Genomic DNA, 17,426 nt, shown 5'->3' with positions numbered 1-17,426 from the left:
CGGCACAACCTGATGCCCGGTGGTGGCGGGAAGCTTCGATGTATACCACACATTGGCCATGCATGGCGGCATTGACACGAAAAATAATTTGACAAATCTCAAGTTTCGCGTGTGTAATCTATTACGGCATTTGTTTTGGCAACAAGGAGGACAGCATGTGGGATCTCTTCGACGAGTCCGACGATGACGCGCTGTCCCAGCTGTGGGGACTGTTCCGACCGGACGGGGATTTGTCCTGGCAGCACAAGGCGTTGTGCGCCCAGACCGACCCGGAGGCGTTCTTCCCCGAGAAGGGCGGCTCCACGCGCGACGCCAAGCGCATCTGCGCGCAGTGCGAGGTGCGTGAGCAGTGCCTCCAGTGGGCCATCGACCATGACGAGCGGTTCGGCATCTGGGGTGGCATGAGCGAGCGCGAACGACGGCGCTACAAGAAGGCGCAGGCCGGGCGCACCGCGTGAGGCGCGCGTCGTGACGCGCCGTGGGGCGGGACGCGCTGCGACCACGGGCTGTGCTTAGACTGGAACCATGACTTTTGAGACCTCCCCGGACGTAAGTGTGCAGCAGATCCTGACGAATGCGCTTGCGGCCCGGCCCCGCGGCGTGCGTCAGGACGTCGACGAGACGGTGGCCGCCATCGTGACCGTGGAATCGGACCGACGCTATCTTGCGGCTACCATCGGCGCGCTGCTGGCCGGGCGCATGCTGCCGGGCGTCATCGTTGTGGCCGACTGCTCCGGCGATACCCCGAACCCCGTGTATTCCACCATGGAGGTCGTGCGCCCCGGATCCGGACGCGTGGATCATTTCCCGGACGTCGCCACCGTGCAGGTCCAGCTTGTGCCGGTCGAATCGGCCTCGTCCTTCGGCGACGCCGTCGGCAAGTCGCTGCGCTATGCCCGTCTGTCCGAGCGGACCGAATGCCTGTGGCTGCTGCACGACGACTCCCGGCCCAAGGACGAGGGCTGCCTCGAAACGCTGGTGGAGGCGCATCGCAACGTGCCCACCGCATCGGTGATCGGAGCCAAGCAGGTCGGCTGGGACGGCGTCGCACTGCACAACGTGGGCTACTACGCCGCCCCGCATCATCATGTGGCCAGCCTCGTCGTGGACGGCGAACCCGATCAGGAGCAGTACGACGGCCGCCAGGACGTGTTCGCCGTGTCCCTCGCGGGCGCGCTGGTTTCGCTGGAGACATGGAAGGCGTTGGGAGGAACGGACGGATGGTTCACCTCCCTGGGGGAGTCCAAGGACTTCTGCCGTCGCGTCTGCCTGTCGGGCGGGCGCGTGATCGTGGTTCCCAAGGCGGTCATCGCGCATCGGCGCGCCCGGCTCGACGGCATCCGCACCCGCGTGGGCGATCCCGTGGACGGTGACGACGCCGCCAACACCTACCCCGCGCGCATCCTCGCCGCCCAGCGGTACGCGGCCACCGGCCGGCACCGGGTGGTTTGGCCCCTTGACTGGCTGTGGCTCCTCATCGCCGCGTTCGGCCGGTTCTTCATCCTGCTGTTCGGCAAAAAGCCGTACGAGGCCTTCTGCGAGCTCGCTTTGCCGTGGCGCGCGCTGGCCGGTCTGCCCCGCGCGTTCAGGGCGCGCGGCCGCGTGTCCCGCCAGACCACCACCGCGATCGGTAAGCTCGGCGTGCTTGTGGCCAACCGCCAGCAGATGGCCCGATGGCGCGAGCGCACGAGGGCATTCGAATCGCAGCGTTTCGTCACGCTGCTCAGCCCGCTCGCCAAGGCGCATCTGACCCGCCAGTGGCGTGTGCGCGCCACATGGGCGGCGGTCATGGCCCTGGCGCTCGCCGTGGGCATGATCATCCTGCGCTGGGACGTGCTGCGCGGCCTGTTCGCCGGCGGTGTTCTGGCGTCGCCCCAGCTGCTGCCCACTGGAGCATCCTTCCGCCAGCTGATCGATGCGGCCACCATCCCCTATACATACGCGTTGGGCACCGGGGTCGCCGGACCGCCCACGCCGTTCCTGCTCGTGCTCGCCGGCGTCAGCGTGCTAACCGGCGGCCATGTGGCGGCCGCCATGGCCCTGATCTACCTGATGGCGGCCCCGCTGTCCGCGCTGTCGTTCTGGGCCCTTGCCGGCGTCTTCACGCGCTCCAACCCCGTGCGCGTGGTGTGCGGCGTGCTGTGGGGCGTGCTGGCCGGTGCCATGGGCCTGTACCATTCCGGCAACCTGGCCATGCTCGTGGTCATGATCTTCCTGCCGGCCGCCTTCGCCTTCACATTCCGCGCAACGGCCATGTACCTCACCGAGGATCCGATCAGGCCCGTGCCGTCCGTGCAGCGGGCCGCGCTGGCCTCCCTGTGCTTCATTCCCGTGGTGGATGCCGAGCCGCAGATGCTGCTGCCGCTGGTACTGGTGTTCCTCGCCTTCCTGATCCTGGTGCGCCGGCACCGGCCCACGTTGCTGCTCATCCCCGTGCCCGCCGCGTTCACGCTGGCGCCCACGCTCGTCAATGTGGCGCACCGGGCCGTTGAGGGCCAGTGGCGCGAGCTGTTCGCGGACGTGATGCTGCCGAGTTCGGACCTGACCGGGGAGCCGGCGGCGCTCAGCCTTGCGGATGTGACGGCCCGCTCGATGGGGCTGGAATCCGCCGCGGGCTGGGAGGGCATCACCGACCCGACGCGCATGGTGGCCGCACTCGCCGTCGCCTGCGCGCTCGTGCTCGCCGTGGTGTCCGTGATCGCGCTGTTCATGCCCTCCTCGCTGCGCATGTCGCGCATGATGTGGGTCGTCATGGTGGCCGGCGCCGCCCTGTCGCTGACCTCGACGCGCGTGGCCGTGGGACTCGATGCCGATGGCGCTGTGGCCGGCTCGGCGCTGCCCGGGTTCGCGATGATGATGATGGGCGTGATCTCCTGCGTGTGCCAGGTGGCGGGCGCGGCCGTCAAGCGGTTCAATCCGCTCGCCGGCATGCCCATGTCCCGCCGACTGGCGGGCGGCGAGGCGAACCATGCGAACGTCACCACCGTGCATGCCGCCTCCCTGCCCCGGGTGGGCCGCATGCTGCTGACCCTGCTGCTGGTGTGCTGCGCCGGCATCTGGGGCGTGCTGGGCGTGCAGCGCACGGTGGCGGATGGGGGAGTCTCGGCCACCAGCGCCTCCCTGCCCATGGTCGCGGTCGATTATCTGGAACAGGATCCCTCGCATCGCATTCTGGCGATCAGCGCGCAGTCGTCCGCCACGGTCGATTTCACGGTGATGCGCACCGAGCGCGGGGACATCGTCGACGCCAGCCCCGCCGCATGGGCCATGCGCGTCTCCGGCCGGCAGGACGACGCCACGAACGCCATGGCCAAGGCCGCCGCCCAGCTGCTGGCCAATGGGGACACCGACGCGATCCAAACCCTGAGCGGGCTTGGATTGGGCGGCGTGTTCGTCGTCCCCGCCTCCGGCGATGTGACGAACGATCAGGCGTACGATGCGCTGGTGTCCAATCTGACGGCCAGCGAGGGCACGCAGAACGTGGTGAGCAATCCGACCGGCACCTATTTCCGACTGACCGTCAGCGACGTCGCCTCGCAGGGCGTGAACCTTGACGGCGAAGCACATGCGCGGGCCAACACCTGGCGATGGGTGTGGCTGTGGAGCGTGGGCGTGATCGTGGTGCTGTACTGTCTGGTGGCCATTCCCAGTATCCGCAGGCGAGAGCAGGAGCAGGCATGAACATGAACGAGAGACCAGTCAATTCCGGCCTGACCGCCGGCAAGATCGCAACGGGCGCCATCACGCTGGTGGCGCTTGTGGCGCTGCTCGTGGGCATGATCGTGGTGCGGCCGCTGCCGTCGGGCGTGGATGCGGCCGCGGCCGATTCATCGGTCATCCGCCAGAGCGTCGGCCAGCGCGTGAGCGTGAACTACTGCCCTGCCCGCATGACGCTGGCGGACAACACGCAGTACGGTGACAGCGCCTACCAGACCAGCGAGGGCGACATCGCCTCGTCGTCGCGCTATGCGGCCTTCGGATCGGTCTACAGTTCCGTGCTCACCGGTCTGACCGGCGACGACAAGGGCGAGCTGGAGGATAAGGATCCCGCCGACGACGCCGCGGTCCATCTGCTTGCCGGCAACGCCGATGGCGGCGCGATCGTGCAGACCACGCAGCTGCTCGACGCCAACAACGGCACCGGCGTCTCCTCGGCCACCGCGTCGTGGGCATCCAGCGGCGATCTGCGCGGCATCGCGGCATCCGGATGCGTGGATGCGGGATTGGATCACTCCTTCCTGCTGCCCGCCACGCAGACCGGCTGGACGCAGCGTCTGGTGATCGCCAATGCCACCGCCAAGGCCACCACCGTGAACGTGCAGGCGTGGGGCACCTCGTCCTCCGACCGTCTGTCCCTGGCCGTCGCCGGGACGGTTTCCGTGGCGGCGAACGGTGAGTCCACCGTGGATCTGTCCGCCGCCGCCCCCGGGCAGGACGCCCTGTTCGTCACGGTGTCCAGCCGTGACACCCCGGTCAGCGCCGTGGTGCGCGTCGTCGCCATGAACGGGCTCAATCCCCAGGGCAACGATTACGTGACCGCATCCGGTCAGGCCGACCAGCGCATCGCCCTTCCCGGCGTCAAGGGGGCGCAGGGCGTGAAGGCGCTGCTGTTCGGCCGCTCGGACGCATCCGTCACGCTTTCGTGGATCACGCCCACGGGCTTGGCCACCGCGCAGGAGACGAGGATCGATGCCAACAAGGTGCAGTCCGTGGATGCGGGGGCGCCGCCGGCCGACGCGATCGGTCTCGCCGTCACCGCCGATCAGGCCGTGAACGCCTCTCTGGTGGTGACGATGAACGGCGACGGCGGCCAGTCCGATTTCGCCGTCGTACCGGGGATCGCCCGTGCCGTCTCCAGTGCGGTCGCCGTGCCCGATCAGGTGGACGCCACGGTGAATCTGGTCAACTGGAACCGCGAGGCGTCCTCCGTGAAGGTCTCGGCCTTCGATGCCGACGGCAAGCTGCTAGGGACCAAGCAGGTGGATCTGACGGTCAACGGCGCCGCATCCCTGTCCGCCGAGGATCTGGGTCAGGGCGTGGCGGCGATCAAGGTGGACGACGAGGGCCAGTCCGTCAGCTGGAATGTCACGTTGGGTCGCAAGGACCTCGCGGACAGGAAGGTGGGGGCGATCGCCGCGCTTGGACCGAGGGCACTGACGCCGCTGCGTGCCACGATCGGCGCCGATCCCGCGCTGGGCGTCATCGGCTGAAGCGGGATCGGCCCGAACTGATCTGGGATCGGTCCGGGATCGGCTCAGAATCGATTCGGGCCCAGCGTGCAGGGGTCACAGCCCCCAGTCGGGGTCGATCTCCTCGGGACGACGTCCGTAATGCTCGGCGATGCAGGACACCAGCTCGTCGCGGATGATGAACTGCAATTCGGTGCGGTCGCGCGTCTGCATCTGAATGGGCAGACGGTAGAGCACGATGCGCGGCGGGATGCCGTGCTCGGCGGGGAACACCTTGCTCAGGAGCCTGGGCTCGTCCTCCCAGGGCAGCGGATCCGATGGCGGCACGTCCTCCACCGCGAACTGGACCGGCTTGAGCAGCTCGGGCCAGGCCTGCCCCAGACGCTTGAGCTGGGAGGCCACCAGATCGTCGAACATGCCCGAACGGGTGCGATACCGCGGCAGACGCGTGCCGAACATCGGCCTGCGCGGGCCCCTGCCATGGCGGTTGCGGTACACGCCGCCCATCCAGGGCGGCTTCGGTGACGTTATCCTCATGGGCCTTACCCTAGCCGCGAGGGGAAACAAGGGGCCGTGCCTTGCGGATGGTACGATCATCTCAGATACAACGCAAACGTACGCCATCCGTTCAGGGAGGTTCAATGGCCGCCGTCATCGCCGATTCATGGACAGAGCTCGATCTGGATGCCATGGGGCGGTGCGCGCGTGCCGTCGGCTTCGATCTGGACAACACGCTGGCCCGCTCGAAGATGCCCATGCACAATGACATGGCCGCAGCGCTGGCCGAGCTCACCAACCTGACGCAGGTGGCCGTGATCTCGGGCGGTCGCTACGAGTTGTTCGTCCGTCAGATCCTCACCGTTGAGGCGTTCACCGATCGGGCCCATTTTCCCAATCTGCACCTCATGCCCACCAGCGGCACGCGGTACTACCGGTACCGCGACGGCGCGTGGCACTGCGAGTACGAGCACGATCTGAGCGAGGAGGACCGCCGGGCCGCCATGGAGTCCCTGGAACGCCATGCCCGCGAGCTTGGCGTGTGGGAGGAGCACACGTGGGGCGAGCGGATCGAGGATCGCGGCAGCCAGATCACGTTCTCCGCACTGGGGCAGCAGGCCCCGGTGGATGCCAAGGAGGCGTGGGATCCGGACAATGCCAAGAAGAACGCGCTGCGCGTGGCCGTGGCCGCGGACCTGCCCCATCTGTTCGTGCGTTCGGGCGGCGCGACCAGCGTGGACGTGTCCGCCCGTGGCATCGACAAGGGATACGCGGTGCGCGAACTGGCTGCGATGCTGGGCATGGATGTGGGGGAGATGATCTTCGTGGGGGACCGCATGGATCCCGATGGCAACGATTACCCGGCCGCGCAGGCGGGCGTGATGCCGGTCCGCGTGAAGGGTCCGGAGGAGACGCTTGAGGTGGTCAGGCGGCTGATCGGCGTCATGCGCGGCATGGCTGCGGACGGGGGCGTGACCCCGGATTCGGCGGCGTAGGCCATGTCCGGCGGGGAGGATGCCAGCGGGCTGCTGGGGGCGGTCCGTGCGTGGGGCCGCGAGGCGATTGATCTTCTCCTGCCGCGTGGGTGCGCCGGCTGCGACGCGCCGGATGAGACGCTGTGCCCCTCCTGCCGTGCGCTGTTCGGCGATTATCGACGATGGACGCTGTCCGGCCAAGGTGTGCCCTGCTTCGCCTGCGCGGACTACCGCGCGGCGGCACGGGCCGCGATTCTGGGTTGGAAGGACCACGACGATGTGGAGTTGGACCGCGTATTCGCCCCCTGCATGGCCGATCTGGTCCGTGTGAGCGGCGTGGCGGGCATGCTGCGTGCCCCGGATGCCCGCGTGCTGGTGGTGCCGGCCCCGTCATCCGCATCGTCGCTGCGCAGACGCGGCAGGGCACATGTGAGGCCGTTGACGGACGCCGTTGTGGCCGAACTGACGGGCGAAGGCGTGCGGGTCCGGTCAGCGGATGCCCTGCGAGTCAAAGGCGTGCGATCGAAATCCGTGGAAACGAGAGGCATCCGGGGCCGTATGAACCGATTGGACGGGCGCATCGGCGTATCCCCGCGCGCGGGCGTGGCTGGGACGACCGTGCTGCTGGTCGACGACATCGTGACCACCGGAGCCACCCTGTCCCGCTGCGTGGACGCGATCCGGACGGCCGGCGGACGGGTGGCGGCCGCCTTCGCGCTCGCGCACACCCCTCCGCCCGGGCTCGGGGTCAGTGGTATTTCGGCAGCGTGATCTCGAAATCGGCGCCGCGCACGTCGTCCACCACCTTCACCGTGCCGCCGTGCAGCTGAGCGGCCCAGCGCGAGATGGACAGACCAAGCCCGGTGCCGCCCGATTCGGTCCCCGGGCCGGTCTTGCCCTTCACGAAGCGGCGGAAGATGTCCGATCGGGCTTCGGGCTCGATCTGCGAGCCGAAGTTCACCACGTTGGTTACCACCGTGCCGTTGTCCTCGTCCTCGCGCGCCTCGATCAGCACCGCGGTGCCGTCGGGGGAGTGCTTGAGCGCGTTGCCGATGATGTTCGTGAACAGCTGGCGCAAACGGTCCTGATCGCCCTCCATGATGATGCCCTGCGGGATGTTCATGTGGATGGTGTGCGCGTGGCCCGCGTCCGCGATCTCCAACGGTTCCACGGTCTCGTCGATGAAATCCGCGAAGTCGAACGATTCGATGTTGAGGCTCGCCGCGCCCGCCTCCATGCGGCTCAGATCCAGCAGGAAGGCGATGAGGTCGCTCAGACGGTGGGTCTGGTTGAGGATGCCCTCCAGATTGGCGGGCGTGGGCTCGGTCACCCCGTCGGCCATGTTCTCCACCATGGCCTGCAGAGCGGAGACCGGGGTGCGCAGTTCGTGGCTCACGTTGGCCACCATGTCCCGTCGCATCTGATCGGCGTGCTGCAGCTCGCCGGCCATTTCGTTGAATGATCGCGCGAGCTGGCCGATCTCGTCGTTGCGCGCGGTCGCGGCGTCGTCCACGCGGACCGTGTAGTCGCCGTCCGCCATGACCTTCGCCACATCGCGGATCTGGCGCAGCGGGGCGGTCATGCCCCGGGAGAAGAGGTAGGTGATGCCCAGAGCCACCAGCAGCGTCAGCGGCATGGCAAGCCAGCCGCTCCAGCCCACCTTGAGCAGGATCCACGCCATGATGAAGGCGATGGCGGTGGCGATGACGATGAGCAGGCTCAATTCGGTCTTGAGCGAAGAAAACCTCCCGATCGGACGCTCGTCGCGATGACGGGTGCCTGATCGGGAGGCTGCATGCTGATTGGGGGTTTCGTTCGACATGCTCACGATGTTCGCTCGAGACCCCGACGGAGGTTTGCCTGGCGGAGGGCTACCTGTCCGTATCCACCGGGGGTTCGAACGCATAACCCACGCCGTGCACGGTGCGGATCATCTCCGAGCCGAGCTTGTGACGCAGTGCTTTGACGTGCGAATCGACCGTGCGCGTGCCGGAGGCGTCCACCCAGTCCCACACCTCCTCGAGGAGCTTCTCGCGGGTGAGCACCGACTTGGGCTTGCGCGCCAGCGTGGCGAGCAGATCGAACTCGGTGGGGGTGAGGTGCACCTCCTCGCCGTTGACCGTGACCAGACGCTGGGCCGGATCGATCACCAGGGACCCGAAGTCGAGCAGCTTCTCGTTCTCCGCGTTCTTGGCGATCATCTTGGCGCGCTCCACGCGGCGCAGCAGCGCCTTGCAGCGGGCGATGAGCTCGCGCATGGAGAACGGCTTGGTCATGTAGTCGTCCGCGCCGGCGCCAAGGCCGATCACCTTGTCCGCTTCGTCGTCGCGGGCGGTGAGGATCAACACCGGCACCGGGCGTTCGGCCACGATGCGCTTGGTCGCCTCCAGCCCATCCATCACCGGCAGCATGATGTCCATGATGACCAGATCCGGTTTGAGCTGCGAGGCCGCCTGGACCGCGCTGGCCCCATCGGAGGCCACGCGCGCGGTCCAGCCCTCGGCGGTGAGACGCTGGGCGACGGCGGTCGCCAGCGTCGGTTCGTCCTCCACCACGAGCACGGTATGCGACTCGTGGTGGGCGTTCGCGTTATTGATCATTCCTGAATGCCTTATCTGTCCGGGCGCCCCAACGGGGCGTCGTGTCACTTCGCTGGCTTCAAGAATAGTGCTCCCAGCGCGGGAACCGTGAGTTTCACCGACCAATCGCGCGAATGATACTCACCCTTGACCGCTTCGATGTCCGCATTGTGGATGCCGGAGCCGCCATACTTGGCGTCATCCGTGTTGAACGCCTCAACCCACTTGCCGCCGCTGGGCAGCGGGACCTGATAGTCCTGCCACGCGGTGCCGGCGAAGTTGACCACCGCCACGAGCTGCTCGCCGCCCTTGCCGATGCGCAGGAAGCTCAGCGTGTCGTGCTCGTTGTCGTCGGAGGTGAGCCACTGGAATCCGGCGGGATCAAAGTCCTGGCTCCACAGGGCCGGGTTGTTGCGGTAGAACTCGTTGAGATCGGCCACCAGACGCTGCACGCCCTTGTGGTCGTCCCAGTCCAGGCAATCCCAGTCGATGGACGTGCTGTAGTTCCATTCTCCCCACTGGGCGAGCTCGTTGCCCATGAACGTGAGCTTCTTGCCCGGATGCGCCCACTGGTAGGCGAACAGGTTGCGCACGCCGGCGTACTTCTGCCATCCGTCGCCCGGCATCTTGCCATAGACCGAGCCCTTGCCGTAGACGACCTCGTCGTGGCTGATCGGCAGGACGTAGTGCTCGGAGTAGGCGTACACCATGGAGAAGGTGATCTCGTTGTGGTGGTACTGGCGGTTGATCGGCGTCTCGTGCAGGTACTCGAGCGTGTCGTGCATCCATCCCATGTTCCACTTGAGGCCGAAGCCCAGGCCGCCGGCGTCGGTGGGGGCGGTGACGCCCTGCCATGCGGTGGACTCCTCGGCGATCATCATGATGCCCGGGTTGTTCTTGTAGGCGGTGGCGGTGGCCTCCTTGAGGAAGGCGATCGCCTCCAGGTTCTCGCGGCCGCCGTAGATGTTCGGATGCCACTGGCCCGGTTCGCGGCTGTAGTCCAGATACAGCATGGAGGAGACCGCGTCCACGCGCAGGGCGTCGATGTGGTACTCGTCCAGCCAGAAGCTGGCGTTGGCGACCAGGAAGTTGCGCACCTCGTTGCGGCCGAAGTTGAACACGTACGTGCCCCAGTCCGGGTGCTCGCCGCGCTGCGGATCCGGGTCCTCGTACAGCGGGGTGCCATCGAAGCGGCCCAGCGCGAAGTCGTCCTTGGGGAAGTGTGCGGGCACCCAGTCCATGATCACGCCGATGCCGGCCTGATGGAAGGCGTCCACGAGGGTCTTGAAGTCGTCCGGGGTGCCGAAGCGGGAGTCCGCGGCGTAATAGCCTGTGACCTGGTAACCCCACGAGCCGGTGAACGGGTGCTCCTCGAGCGGCATGAACTCCACGTGCGTGAAGCCCATTTTCTTGACGTACGCGACGAGCTCGTCGGCCATGTCCAGATAGGTCAGTCCCTGCTTCCAGCTGCCCGCGTGCACCTCGTAGATCGAGACGGGGCCGGCATGCGGGTCGGTGGCCCGGCGGTGATCCATCCAGGCGTCGTCCTTCCATTCGTGCGTGGACTCCACCACCACGGAGGCGGTTGCCGGCGGGATCTCGTGGGACCGCTCCATCGGATCGGCCTTCTGCTTCCACTCGTTGTTGGCGTTGAGGATCTCGTACTTGTAACGCGCGCCGTTGCCCACGCCGGGGACGAACAGCTCCCAGATGCCGGACGAGCCCAGCTCGCGCATGGCGTGGCGGCGACCGTTCCAGTCGTTGAAGTCGCCCACCACGCGCACGGCCTTGGCGTTGGGCGCCCACACGGAGAAGGCCGTGCCGGTCACGTCGCCCATCGGGTCGCTGATGTGGCGCACATGCGCGCCCAGCGCCTCCCACAGGCGCTCGTGGCGGCCTTCGCCGAACAGATACATGTCCAGGTCGCCCACCGTGGGCAGGTAGCGGTACGGATCGTCCTCGGTGGTGCTCTTGCCGTCGCCGTAGTCGGCGAAGACGCGATAGTCGGGGACGGCCCAGCCGCCGTCGGTCTTCTTGGCGGGAAGGACCGTGGAGAAGATGCCGTTGTACTCGTGGTAGGTGGCGTAGTCGCCGTCGGGGGTCACGATGATCACCGACTTGGCGAGGGGACGGAGGACCCTGACGGTCACCTGGCCGGCATCGTTGCCGTCCATAAGGTGTCCGCCCAGCACCTCGTGCGGGTTGTAGTGTTTCGCGTTGCTCACCTGATCGAGGACGGCGTAGTCCACGGCGAGCGGATTGGTGTTGGCAGGATGAATTGTTGTGCTCATATGTTGAGTCTACAACGTCCACGCCTGTGATCAGACCACCTCGCGAGCCGTGTCCGGCTGTTTTTTGCACCTGCCGCGCGTTCCCCGGAGGTCCCCTCGAAAGTCCCCGCGAAAGTCCAAGGGGAATGGCATAATTATTCGAGTTTTTGCGTGCATTGCTATACCGGCGTGACTTACATTTAGCGGAGGGCTCATGGATTACAAAGTCGGCGATATGGTCGTCTATCCTCGACACGGCGCGGCGAAGGTGGAGGCCATCACCGAGCGGACGGTCAAGGGGGTGACCAGGGAGTACCTGCAGCTGTCGGTGCTCTCGTCCGACGGTCTGGTGATCAACGTGCCCGTCGAGAACGCCAAGAAGGTGGGCGTCAGGGACATCGTGGACGCCAACGAGGTGGCCAAGGTCTTCGAGATCCTGCGCACCCCCATCGTCGAGAAGGAAATGAACTGGTCCCGCCGCTACAAGCTGAACGTCGAGAAGATCGCCACCGGTGACGTCAACAAGATCGCCGAGGTGGTGCGCGATCTGGCCCAGCGCGATGTGGACGAGCACGGCCTGTCCGCCGGCGAGAAGCGCATGCTCACCAAGGCCCGCAGCATCCTGACCTCCGAGATCGCCCTGTCCGAGAATCTGGACGAGGAGACCGCCCAGCGCCTGCTGGACGTGAATCTGGGATATGAGGAGCCTCAGCCCGGCGATGAGAAGCACCATACGGCCGCTCCGGAGGAGCCTGCGGCCGAAACGCTGGCGCGCATCGCGAGCTCCAAGAAGAAGAAATGAGCATGGACGGCGTGCGCGTTGGGCAGGGGTTCGACGCGCATCGCTTCGCCTCGCCCGGATCCGGGCGAGAACTGTGGCTGGCCGGTCTTGAGTGGCCCGGCCAGGGTGAAGGCGTCGAGGGGGATTCTGATGGCGATGTGGCCGTCCACGCCCTGATCGACGCGCTGCTGTCCGCCGCCGGATTGGGGGACATCGGCGGCCTGTTCGGCGTGGGGAAGAGTTCCCAGGGGGCGGGCCAGCATGGCATTCCCATGCTGGAACGGACCGTCGCGCATGTGCGTGCGAATGGGTTCGAGCCGCAGTCGGCATCCGTGGTAATCATCGGCAACCGTCCCAAGATCGGGCCGCATCGTGCCCAGGCGCAGGAGTCGCTGTCCCGGGCCGCCGGCTGTCCGGTGACCGTCACGGCCACCACCACCGATGGCATGGGCTTCACCGGTGCGGGGGAGGGCATCGCCGCCATCGCCAATGCCTTGGTGCTCATGCGATCTGATCGCTGATCTTCCTCGCGCGTTTTTCTCGCGCGACAAACTGGGCGGATCTGGTCATCCGTGTCTCAAACCACCACCGTTTCGGCAATTGGCGGCGATTCGAGACATGATCGGGCATCTCTGCGTCTCAAATCGCATCCATAACCAAGAATGGTGGCGATTCGAGACACAGGAGCACGCCTGCAAGTCTCAAATCACCCCCAATACTCAATATGGTGGCGATTCGAGACACGGGCAGTCGGAATGCTGTCTCGAATCGCCCCCAATTCGGTAATTGGTAGCGGATTGAGACACAGAGGCCGACACGGAGGCCGTCCACGAGTCTCAAACCACCCCCAAAACTCAATATGGTGGCGACTTGAGACGCACGCGGACCGTATGCGTCTCAAATCGCCACCATAAATCGGCCGCCATCAGTCACGGTCACTCGGTGGGCGCGGGCCGGGGCGGATCAGCGCCGCAGGGCCGCCACACCCCGGGCCACCGCCCAGAACAGCGTGGAGATCGTCACGATCACGAAGCTCGGGGGAGCGGGGAACATCGCGGACAGCACCAAGCCTCCCCAGATCGAGGCCAGGCAGATGAGCGTGGCCGTAACCATCGCGGCGAACGGCGAGGCTGTCACGATGTTCGCCGTCGCGGCGGGCGTGATCACCAGCGCGAAGATGAGCAGGGTGCCCACCGCGGGCACGGCGATCGTGATCACACCGGCCATCATCGCCATGAACACCAGATTCATCGCGCCCACCGGCACGCCCTTTGCCCGTGCCACCTGCTCGTCGAGCGAGCTGAACAGCAGCGGGCGGTAGACGATGGCGAGCACGGCGATCAGCATCAGATCGAAGATCGCGAACCCCTTGATCTGCGCGTCGGTGATGGTCAGGATGGACCCGAACAGGATCGACTGCATCTGCTGCGAGGCCTGCGAGGACAGGCGGGCGAAGAACAGACCCATGCCGGTGGCGAAGGCGAGCACGGTGCCCGTGGCGATCTCGCGCTGCGAGGCCCGCTTGCCCAGTGCGCCGATGATCAGCGCGCCGCCGAGGGCGAAGGCGCCAAGACCCGCGGAGACGGGCAGGCCGAGCAGGACCGCTCCGGTTGCGCCGGGCAGTCCGATGTGGGCCAGCGCGTGGGCGGCGAATGTGGAATGCCGCGCGATGGTGAAATACCCCATCACGCCGGCCGCCAGGGCGATGCATACGCCGGCGACGAACGCGTTGACCATAAACGGGGCCGTGACGGTCTCCATCCATTCGGGATCGAAAGCGAAGTGGATCATGCGCGGGCCTCCTTGGCGTTCGGGTTGCTGTTCGCGGCGTTCGTGGCGCCCGCGGCGTTCTGGGCGGACTGCGTGCCGTGATGGTGCGCGTGGTCGTGGAATTCGGCCACTTCGGCCGCGTCGTGCGTGTCCGGTACCACGCCGTCGCGCTCGTCCATGGCGTTCGGGGTGACGAACATGTCGCCCTGCGGCGTGGTGACCACCTGGACCTTCGTGCCGTACAGATGGGTGAGCAGCGTCGAGTCGAGCACGGCGTCCATGGCCGCGTAGTGCGGGTGCCCGTCGAGCAGGTAGACCGCGCCGGTGAGGATGGGCAGCAGCATGTTGAGGTCGTGGGCCACCACCTGGATGGTCATGCCCAGTTCGCGGTTGAGCCGGGCAAGCACGTGGACCACCGAACGCTGGCTGGCCAGATCGAGGTTGGCGAGCGGCTCGTCCAGCATGAGCAGTTCGGGGTCGCAGGCGAGGGCCTGTGCGATCGCTACACGCTGCCTCTGGCCGCCGGACAGCTGGCTCAGCCGCTGCGAGGCCCTGTCCGCCACGCCCACGAATTCAAGCGCCTCGTGCGCCTTGGCCCGCTGCGCCTTGGTGATCGGATGGATGCCGAAGCGCGTGCCGGTGATCCCCAGCAGCACGGACTGCTCGGCCGTCAGGTTGGAATCGATGTCGTCGGTGTAGCTCTGCGGCACGTAGCCGATGCGCGCGTTCGCCTTGCCCGCCGGCTCTCCCAGCACGGTCACGCTGCCTTCGGCGAGGGGCAGCAGCCCCAGCTCCACCTGCATCATGGTGGTTTTTCCGGTGCCGTTGGTGCCCACGATGGCCGTGACGGTCCCCTTGCTGATGGTGAACGTGCCGTTGCGCCATATGGTCCGTCCGCCGCGTGCGACCGCCGCATGGTCGAACACGATGCCTGCCGTCATTGCGATGCTCCTTACGTCCTGCGTGTCGATGTCCTGCATGTCGTGCCGGCATATCCTCATGCCGGTTTCTCTGACGGGGATTGTGGCAGATGGTGATGACAACCGTTATCAGTTATGAACGACTAATGAGAATGCGCGCGCCGGATGCAAAAAGCCCGCCCCGAAGGCGGGACGGGCTGGATAGCATGCAGCGAGGTTTTGCTGCGTGGCTTGGCTGCGCGGTCTTACTGCGCGCTCGAGGAGGACGGCGACTCTGATGCCGTGGCGGAGCTGCGCGGGCCCGGATCGGGCGGGGTGTCCTGCGTGCCCTTGGTCTGCTCGACCTGATCCATCGTCTCGTCGAAGGTCTTGACCAGCGCGGTGATCCAATCGGTCAGCGTGGCGTAGTCCTCCGGCATCTGCTCGGTCACGTCCACCACGGCCACGTCGGACTTGTGGGCCACGCCGGTGATCATGTTCGTGGCATCGGAAGACTCCTGCGGGTTGTTGACCAGCAGGCTGGCCTCCTGCGACTCCAGGACCTTCTGCATTTCGGTCAGATCGGACGGCGCGGGCTCGCTGCCGTTGGCCGCGGCCTGAGCGAATCCCTTCGGCGTCACGTCCTTCATGCCCAGATCCGCAAGCAGGTAGTAGGCCACGGATTCGGTGGCCGCATAGGTGGCGCCCTTATGGGCGGTCGAAAAGTCTCCCATCGCCGTTTCCAGCGCCTTCTCCTGGGTCTGCCACTTGGACAGCTGCTCGTCGAAGTAGTCGCGATGGTCGGGCCGCAGCTTGGAGAAGGTGTCCGCGAGGTCCTGCGCCACGGCGTTGCGCGCGTCCTTGGAGAACCACAGATGCGGATTGTCGCCGTCGGCGGCGCCCACGTTGCCGGCCGCGGTCACCAGGGCGGTCTGCTTGGTCACGGATTTGGTGGCCCAAGCGTCGTAGCCGGCGCCGTTGGCCACCACCACCTGCGCCTTGGACAGCTTGGCGATGTCCGATCCCTGCGCCTCGAAGTCATGCGCCTCCACGTTGCTCGAGGAGAGGATGGAGGTCACGTCCACGTAGTCGCCGCCGATCTGCTTGGCCAGCGATCCCCACTGGTTGATGGAGGCGACCACGCTGATCGGTTCGCTGGACGCGCTCGTCTCTCCCGCGGACGACGTGGACGGCTCCGTGGTGGGCGATGCGGTCGATCCGCCGGTCCCGCATCCGGCCACAAGACCCAAGGCGATGATGCCGGCGAGTGCGGCGGCATGCCGGCCGATGCGACGCAGTGCTGTCTTCATATGCGGTTCCTTTGCGATGGTCCCTATGGAACGGGGATGTCCGGCGTTCCTCATTGACTGTATTTCACGATAGCCTAAGACGCACGGCAACGCGAATGGGAGATGCAGCATGTCTTTGAAACTCGACGGCAAACTGACGGCGGCGAAGATCAAATCCGATCTTGCCGAACGTGTGGAGCGGCTCAAGGCCAAGGGCATGACGCCCGGTCTGGGCACCCTGCTCGTGGGCGCCGATCCGGGTTCCATGAAGTACGTGGCCGGCAAGCACGCCGACTGCGGTGAGGTGGGCATCGCCTCGATCCGCCGCGAGCTGCCCGCGGACGCGAGCTTCGCGGACATCGCCGCCGCCGTGCGCGATCTCAACGAGGATCCGGCCTGCACCGGGTACATCGTGCAGCTGCCGCTGCCCGAGGGCATCGATGAGAACGCGATCATCGATCTGATCGATCCGAGGAAGGACGCCGACGGCATGCACCCGTACAACCTCGGCGAGCTGGTGCTGCACCCGCATGGCGAGATCACGACTCCGCTGCCGTGCACGCCGAACGGCATCCTCACATTGCTGGACCACTACGACATCGATCTGGCGGGCAAGGAGGTGTGCGTGCTGGGCCGTGGCATCACCGTGGGCCGCACGATCGGCCTGCTGCTTTCGCGCAGGGAGGTCAACGCCACGGTCACGCTGTGCCATACGCGCACGGTGAACATCGAGGAGCACATGCGCCGCGCCGATGTGATCGTGGCCGCCATGGGGTCCGCCGGGTTCGTCAAGCCAGAATTCGTCAAGCCGGGCGCCGTGCTGGTGGATGTGGGTGTCAGCCGCGTGTGGGACGAGGAGGCCGGCCGGTGCCGGATCAAGGGCGACGTGGACAAGGCCTGCTACGAGGTGGCTTCCGCGTACACCCCGAACCCCGGCGGCGTGGGGCCGATGACCCGCGCGATGCTGCTGAGCAACGTGGTGGGCATCGCCGAGCGCCAGGCGGCCTGACGGCGTCCCATAAGCCCTGACACGCCCATCCGCAACGCCCGTCGCATTCCGGGCGTGTCGCGCAGGAACGTTTGGGCACGCCCTCGGGTAATCTTGAATTTTGCATGCGCGAAGGCGTATGCGCATAACTGAATATCGAGTAATATCCATCCAACTATTGAGAAACCA

The 17,426-nt window shown here is 66.5% G+C and carries 15 protein-coding genes; 8 read left to right on the top strand and 7 right to left on the bottom strand.

What is annotated here, in order from left to right:
- Positions 1-155: 155 nt before the first annotated feature.
- From EMO90_RS03200 to EMO90_RS03190, 3 genes are all read left to right on the top strand, one after another.
- A complete protein-coding gene (locus EMO90_RS03200; RefSeq protein WP_150353050.1) occupies positions 156-458 on the top strand; it encodes a WhiB family transcriptional regulator in 303 nt (100 codons plus the stop codon).
- 67 nt (positions 459-525) lie between these two features.
- On the top strand, positions 526-3,681 hold the full coding sequence (locus EMO90_RS03195; RefSeq protein ID WP_150353049.1) for a glycosyltransferase family 2 protein: 3,156 nt from the start codon (positions 526-528) through the stop codon (positions 3,679-3,681).
- Between the two features lie 2 nt (positions 3,682-3,683).
- The gene (locus EMO90_RS03190) at positions 3,684-5,210 is read left to right on the top strand and encodes a DUF5719 family protein (RefSeq protein WP_150353048.1); all 1,527 of its coding nucleotides are present in this window, start codon (positions 3,684-3,686) and stop codon (positions 5,208-5,210) included.
- 75 nt (positions 5,211-5,285) lie between these two features.
- On the opposite strand, the gene EMO90_RS03185 is transcribed toward EMO90_RS03190, so the two are convergent.
- Positions 5,286-5,726: a metallopeptidase family protein gene (locus tag EMO90_RS03185; RefSeq protein ID WP_150353047.1), complete on the bottom strand. Its 441-nt coding sequence runs from the start codon at positions 5,724-5,726 to the stop codon at positions 5,286-5,288.
- Between the two features lie 104 nt (positions 5,727-5,830).
- On the opposite strand from EMO90_RS03185, the gene EMO90_RS03180 reads away from it, so the two are divergent.
- On the top strand, positions 5,831-6,682 hold the full coding sequence (locus EMO90_RS03180) for an HAD-IIB family hydrolase (protein WP_150353046.1): 852 nt from the start codon (positions 5,831-5,833) through the stop codon (positions 6,680-6,682).
- A gap of 3 nt (positions 6,683-6,685) precedes the next feature.
- Positions 6,686-7,432 carry a ComF family protein gene (locus tag EMO90_RS03175; protein WP_150353045.1) on the top strand — a complete coding sequence of 249 codons (747 nt, stop codon included), beginning with the start codon at positions 6,686-6,688 and terminating at the stop codon, positions 7,430-7,432.
- Here the strand turns inward: EMO90_RS03175 and EMO90_RS03170 are convergent.
- The 3 genes from EMO90_RS03170 to glgB are packed head-to-tail and all read right to left on the bottom strand — an operon-like array spanning position 7,410 to position 11,531.
- Positions 7,410-8,483, bottom strand: a complete 1,074-nt coding sequence (locus EMO90_RS03170) for a sensor histidine kinase (protein ID WP_150353044.1) — start codon at positions 8,481-8,483, stop codon at positions 7,410-7,412. The genes EMO90_RS03175 and EMO90_RS03170 overlap by 23 nt on opposite strands.
- Positions 8,484-8,532: 49 nt before the next feature.
- Positions 8,533-9,261, bottom strand: coding sequence for a response regulator transcription factor (locus EMO90_RS03165; protein ID WP_150353043.1), 729 nt, complete (start codon positions 9,259-9,261; stop codon positions 8,533-8,535).
- Positions 9,262-9,305: 44 nt separating this feature from the next.
- Positions 9,306-11,531 (bottom strand): 1,4-alpha-glucan branching protein GlgB, encoded by a 2,226-nt coding sequence (glgB, locus tag EMO90_RS03160; RefSeq protein ID WP_150353042.1) that lies wholly within the window; start codon positions 11,529-11,531, stop codon positions 9,306-9,308.
- A gap of 193 nt (positions 11,532-11,724) precedes the next feature.
- Here glgB and EMO90_RS03155 point away from each other — a divergent pair, with 193 nt between their 5' ends.
- Together EMO90_RS03155 and ispF are read left to right on the top strand one after the other, a co-directional pair.
- Entirely contained in the window at positions 11,725-12,312 is a 588-nt protein-coding gene (locus EMO90_RS03155) for a CarD family transcriptional regulator (RefSeq protein WP_150353041.1), read from the top strand.
- Positions 12,309-12,812, top strand: coding sequence for a 2-C-methyl-D-erythritol 2,4-cyclodiphosphate synthase (gene ispF / locus EMO90_RS03150; RefSeq protein WP_150353040.1), 504 nt, complete (start codon positions 12,309-12,311; stop codon positions 12,810-12,812). Before EMO90_RS03155 ends, ispF begins: the two co-directional genes overlap by 4 nt.
- Positions 12,813-13,254: 442 nt before the next feature.
- Here the strand turns inward: ispF and EMO90_RS03145 are convergent, their stop codons facing one another.
- The 3 genes from EMO90_RS03145 to EMO90_RS03135 all read right to left on the bottom strand — a co-directional run bounded on the left by EMO90_RS03145 (position 13,255) and on the right by EMO90_RS03135 (position 16,270).
- Positions 13,255-14,082: a metal ABC transporter permease gene (locus EMO90_RS03145; protein WP_150353039.1), complete on the bottom strand. Its 828-nt coding sequence runs from the start codon at positions 14,080-14,082 to the stop codon at positions 13,255-13,257.
- The gene (locus EMO90_RS03140) at positions 14,079-15,002 is read right to left on the bottom strand and encodes an ABC transporter ATP-binding protein (protein ID WP_395952725.1); all 924 of its coding nucleotides are present in this window, start codon (positions 15,000-15,002) and stop codon (positions 14,079-14,081) included. Before EMO90_RS03140 ends, EMO90_RS03145 begins: the two co-directional genes overlap by 4 nt.
- Positions 15,003-15,226: 224 nt before the next feature.
- Positions 15,227-16,270, bottom strand: coding sequence for a metal ABC transporter solute-binding protein, Zn/Mn family (locus EMO90_RS03135; protein WP_150353037.1), 1,044 nt, complete (start codon positions 16,268-16,270; stop codon positions 15,227-15,229).
- 109 nt (positions 16,271-16,379) lie between these two features.
- Here EMO90_RS03135 and EMO90_RS03130 point away from each other — a divergent pair, with 109 nt between their 5' ends.
- Complete coding sequence (locus tag EMO90_RS03130) at positions 16,380-17,258, top strand: bifunctional methylenetetrahydrofolate dehydrogenase/methenyltetrahydrofolate cyclohydrolase (protein WP_150353036.1); 879 nt, start codon at positions 16,380-16,382, stop codon at positions 17,256-17,258.
- Positions 17,259-17,426: the final 168 nt, after the last annotated feature.

The organism is Bifidobacterium vespertilionis (assembly GCF_008698145.1).
In the GTDB taxonomy this organism is placed as follows: Bacteria; Actinomycetota; Actinomycetes; order Actinomycetales; family Bifidobacteriaceae; genus Bifidobacterium; species Bifidobacterium vespertilionis.
Note: the sequence above shows the minus strand (reverse complement) of the source record. Positions and strands in the feature narration are given on the sequence as shown.

Bases quoted from the DNA above. Each gene is read 5' to 3' on its own strand.
- EMO90_RS03200 (WP_150353050.1), top strand. From the start codon at position 156: ATGTGGGATCTCTTCGACGAGTCCGACGATGACGCGCTGTCCCAGCTG.
- EMO90_RS03195 (WP_150353049.1), top strand. From the start codon at position 526: ATGACTTTTGAGACCTCCCCGGACGTAAGTGTGCAGCAGATCCTGACG.
- EMO90_RS03190 (WP_150353048.1), top strand. From the start codon at position 3,684: ATGAACGAGAGACCAGTCAATTCCGGCCTGACCGCCGGCAAGATCGCA.
- EMO90_RS03185 (WP_150353047.1), bottom strand. From the start codon at position 5,726: ATGAGGATAACGTCACCGAAGCCGCCCTGGATGGGCGGCGTGTACCGC.
- EMO90_RS03180 (WP_150353046.1), top strand. From the start codon at position 5,831: ATGGCCGCCGTCATCGCCGATTCATGGACAGAGCTCGATCTGGATGCC.
- EMO90_RS03175 (WP_150353045.1), top strand. From the start codon at position 6,686: ATGTCCGGCGGGGAGGATGCCAGCGGGCTGCTGGGGGCGGTCCGTGCG.
- EMO90_RS03170 (WP_150353044.1), bottom strand. From the start codon at position 8,483: ATGTCGAACGAAACCCCCAATCAGCATGCAGCCTCCCGATCAGGCACC.
- EMO90_RS03165 (WP_150353043.1), bottom strand. From the start codon at position 9,261: ATGATCAATAACGCGAACGCCCACCACGAGTCGCATACCGTGCTCGTG.
- glgB (WP_150353042.1), bottom strand. From the start codon at position 11,531: ATGAGCACAACAATTCATCCTGCCAACACCAATCCGCTCGCCGTGGAC.
- EMO90_RS03155 (WP_150353041.1), top strand. From the start codon at position 11,725: ATGGATTACAAAGTCGGCGATATGGTCGTCTATCCTCGACACGGCGCG.
- ispF (WP_150353040.1), top strand. From the start codon at position 12,309: ATGAGCATGGACGGCGTGCGCGTTGGGCAGGGGTTCGACGCGCATCGC.
- EMO90_RS03145 (WP_150353039.1), bottom strand. From the start codon at position 14,082: ATGATCCACTTCGCTTTCGATCCCGAATGGATGGAGACCGTCACGGCC.
- EMO90_RS03140 (WP_395952725.1), bottom strand. From the start codon at position 15,002: ATGACGGCAGGCATCGTGTTCGACCATGCGGCGGTCGCACGCGGCGGA.
- EMO90_RS03135 (WP_150353037.1), bottom strand. From the start codon at position 16,270: ATGAAGACAGCACTGCGTCGCATCGGCCGGCATGCCGCCGCACTCGCC.
- EMO90_RS03130 (WP_150353036.1), top strand. From the start codon at position 16,380: ATGTCTTTGAAACTCGACGGCAAACTGACGGCGGCGAAGATCAAATCC.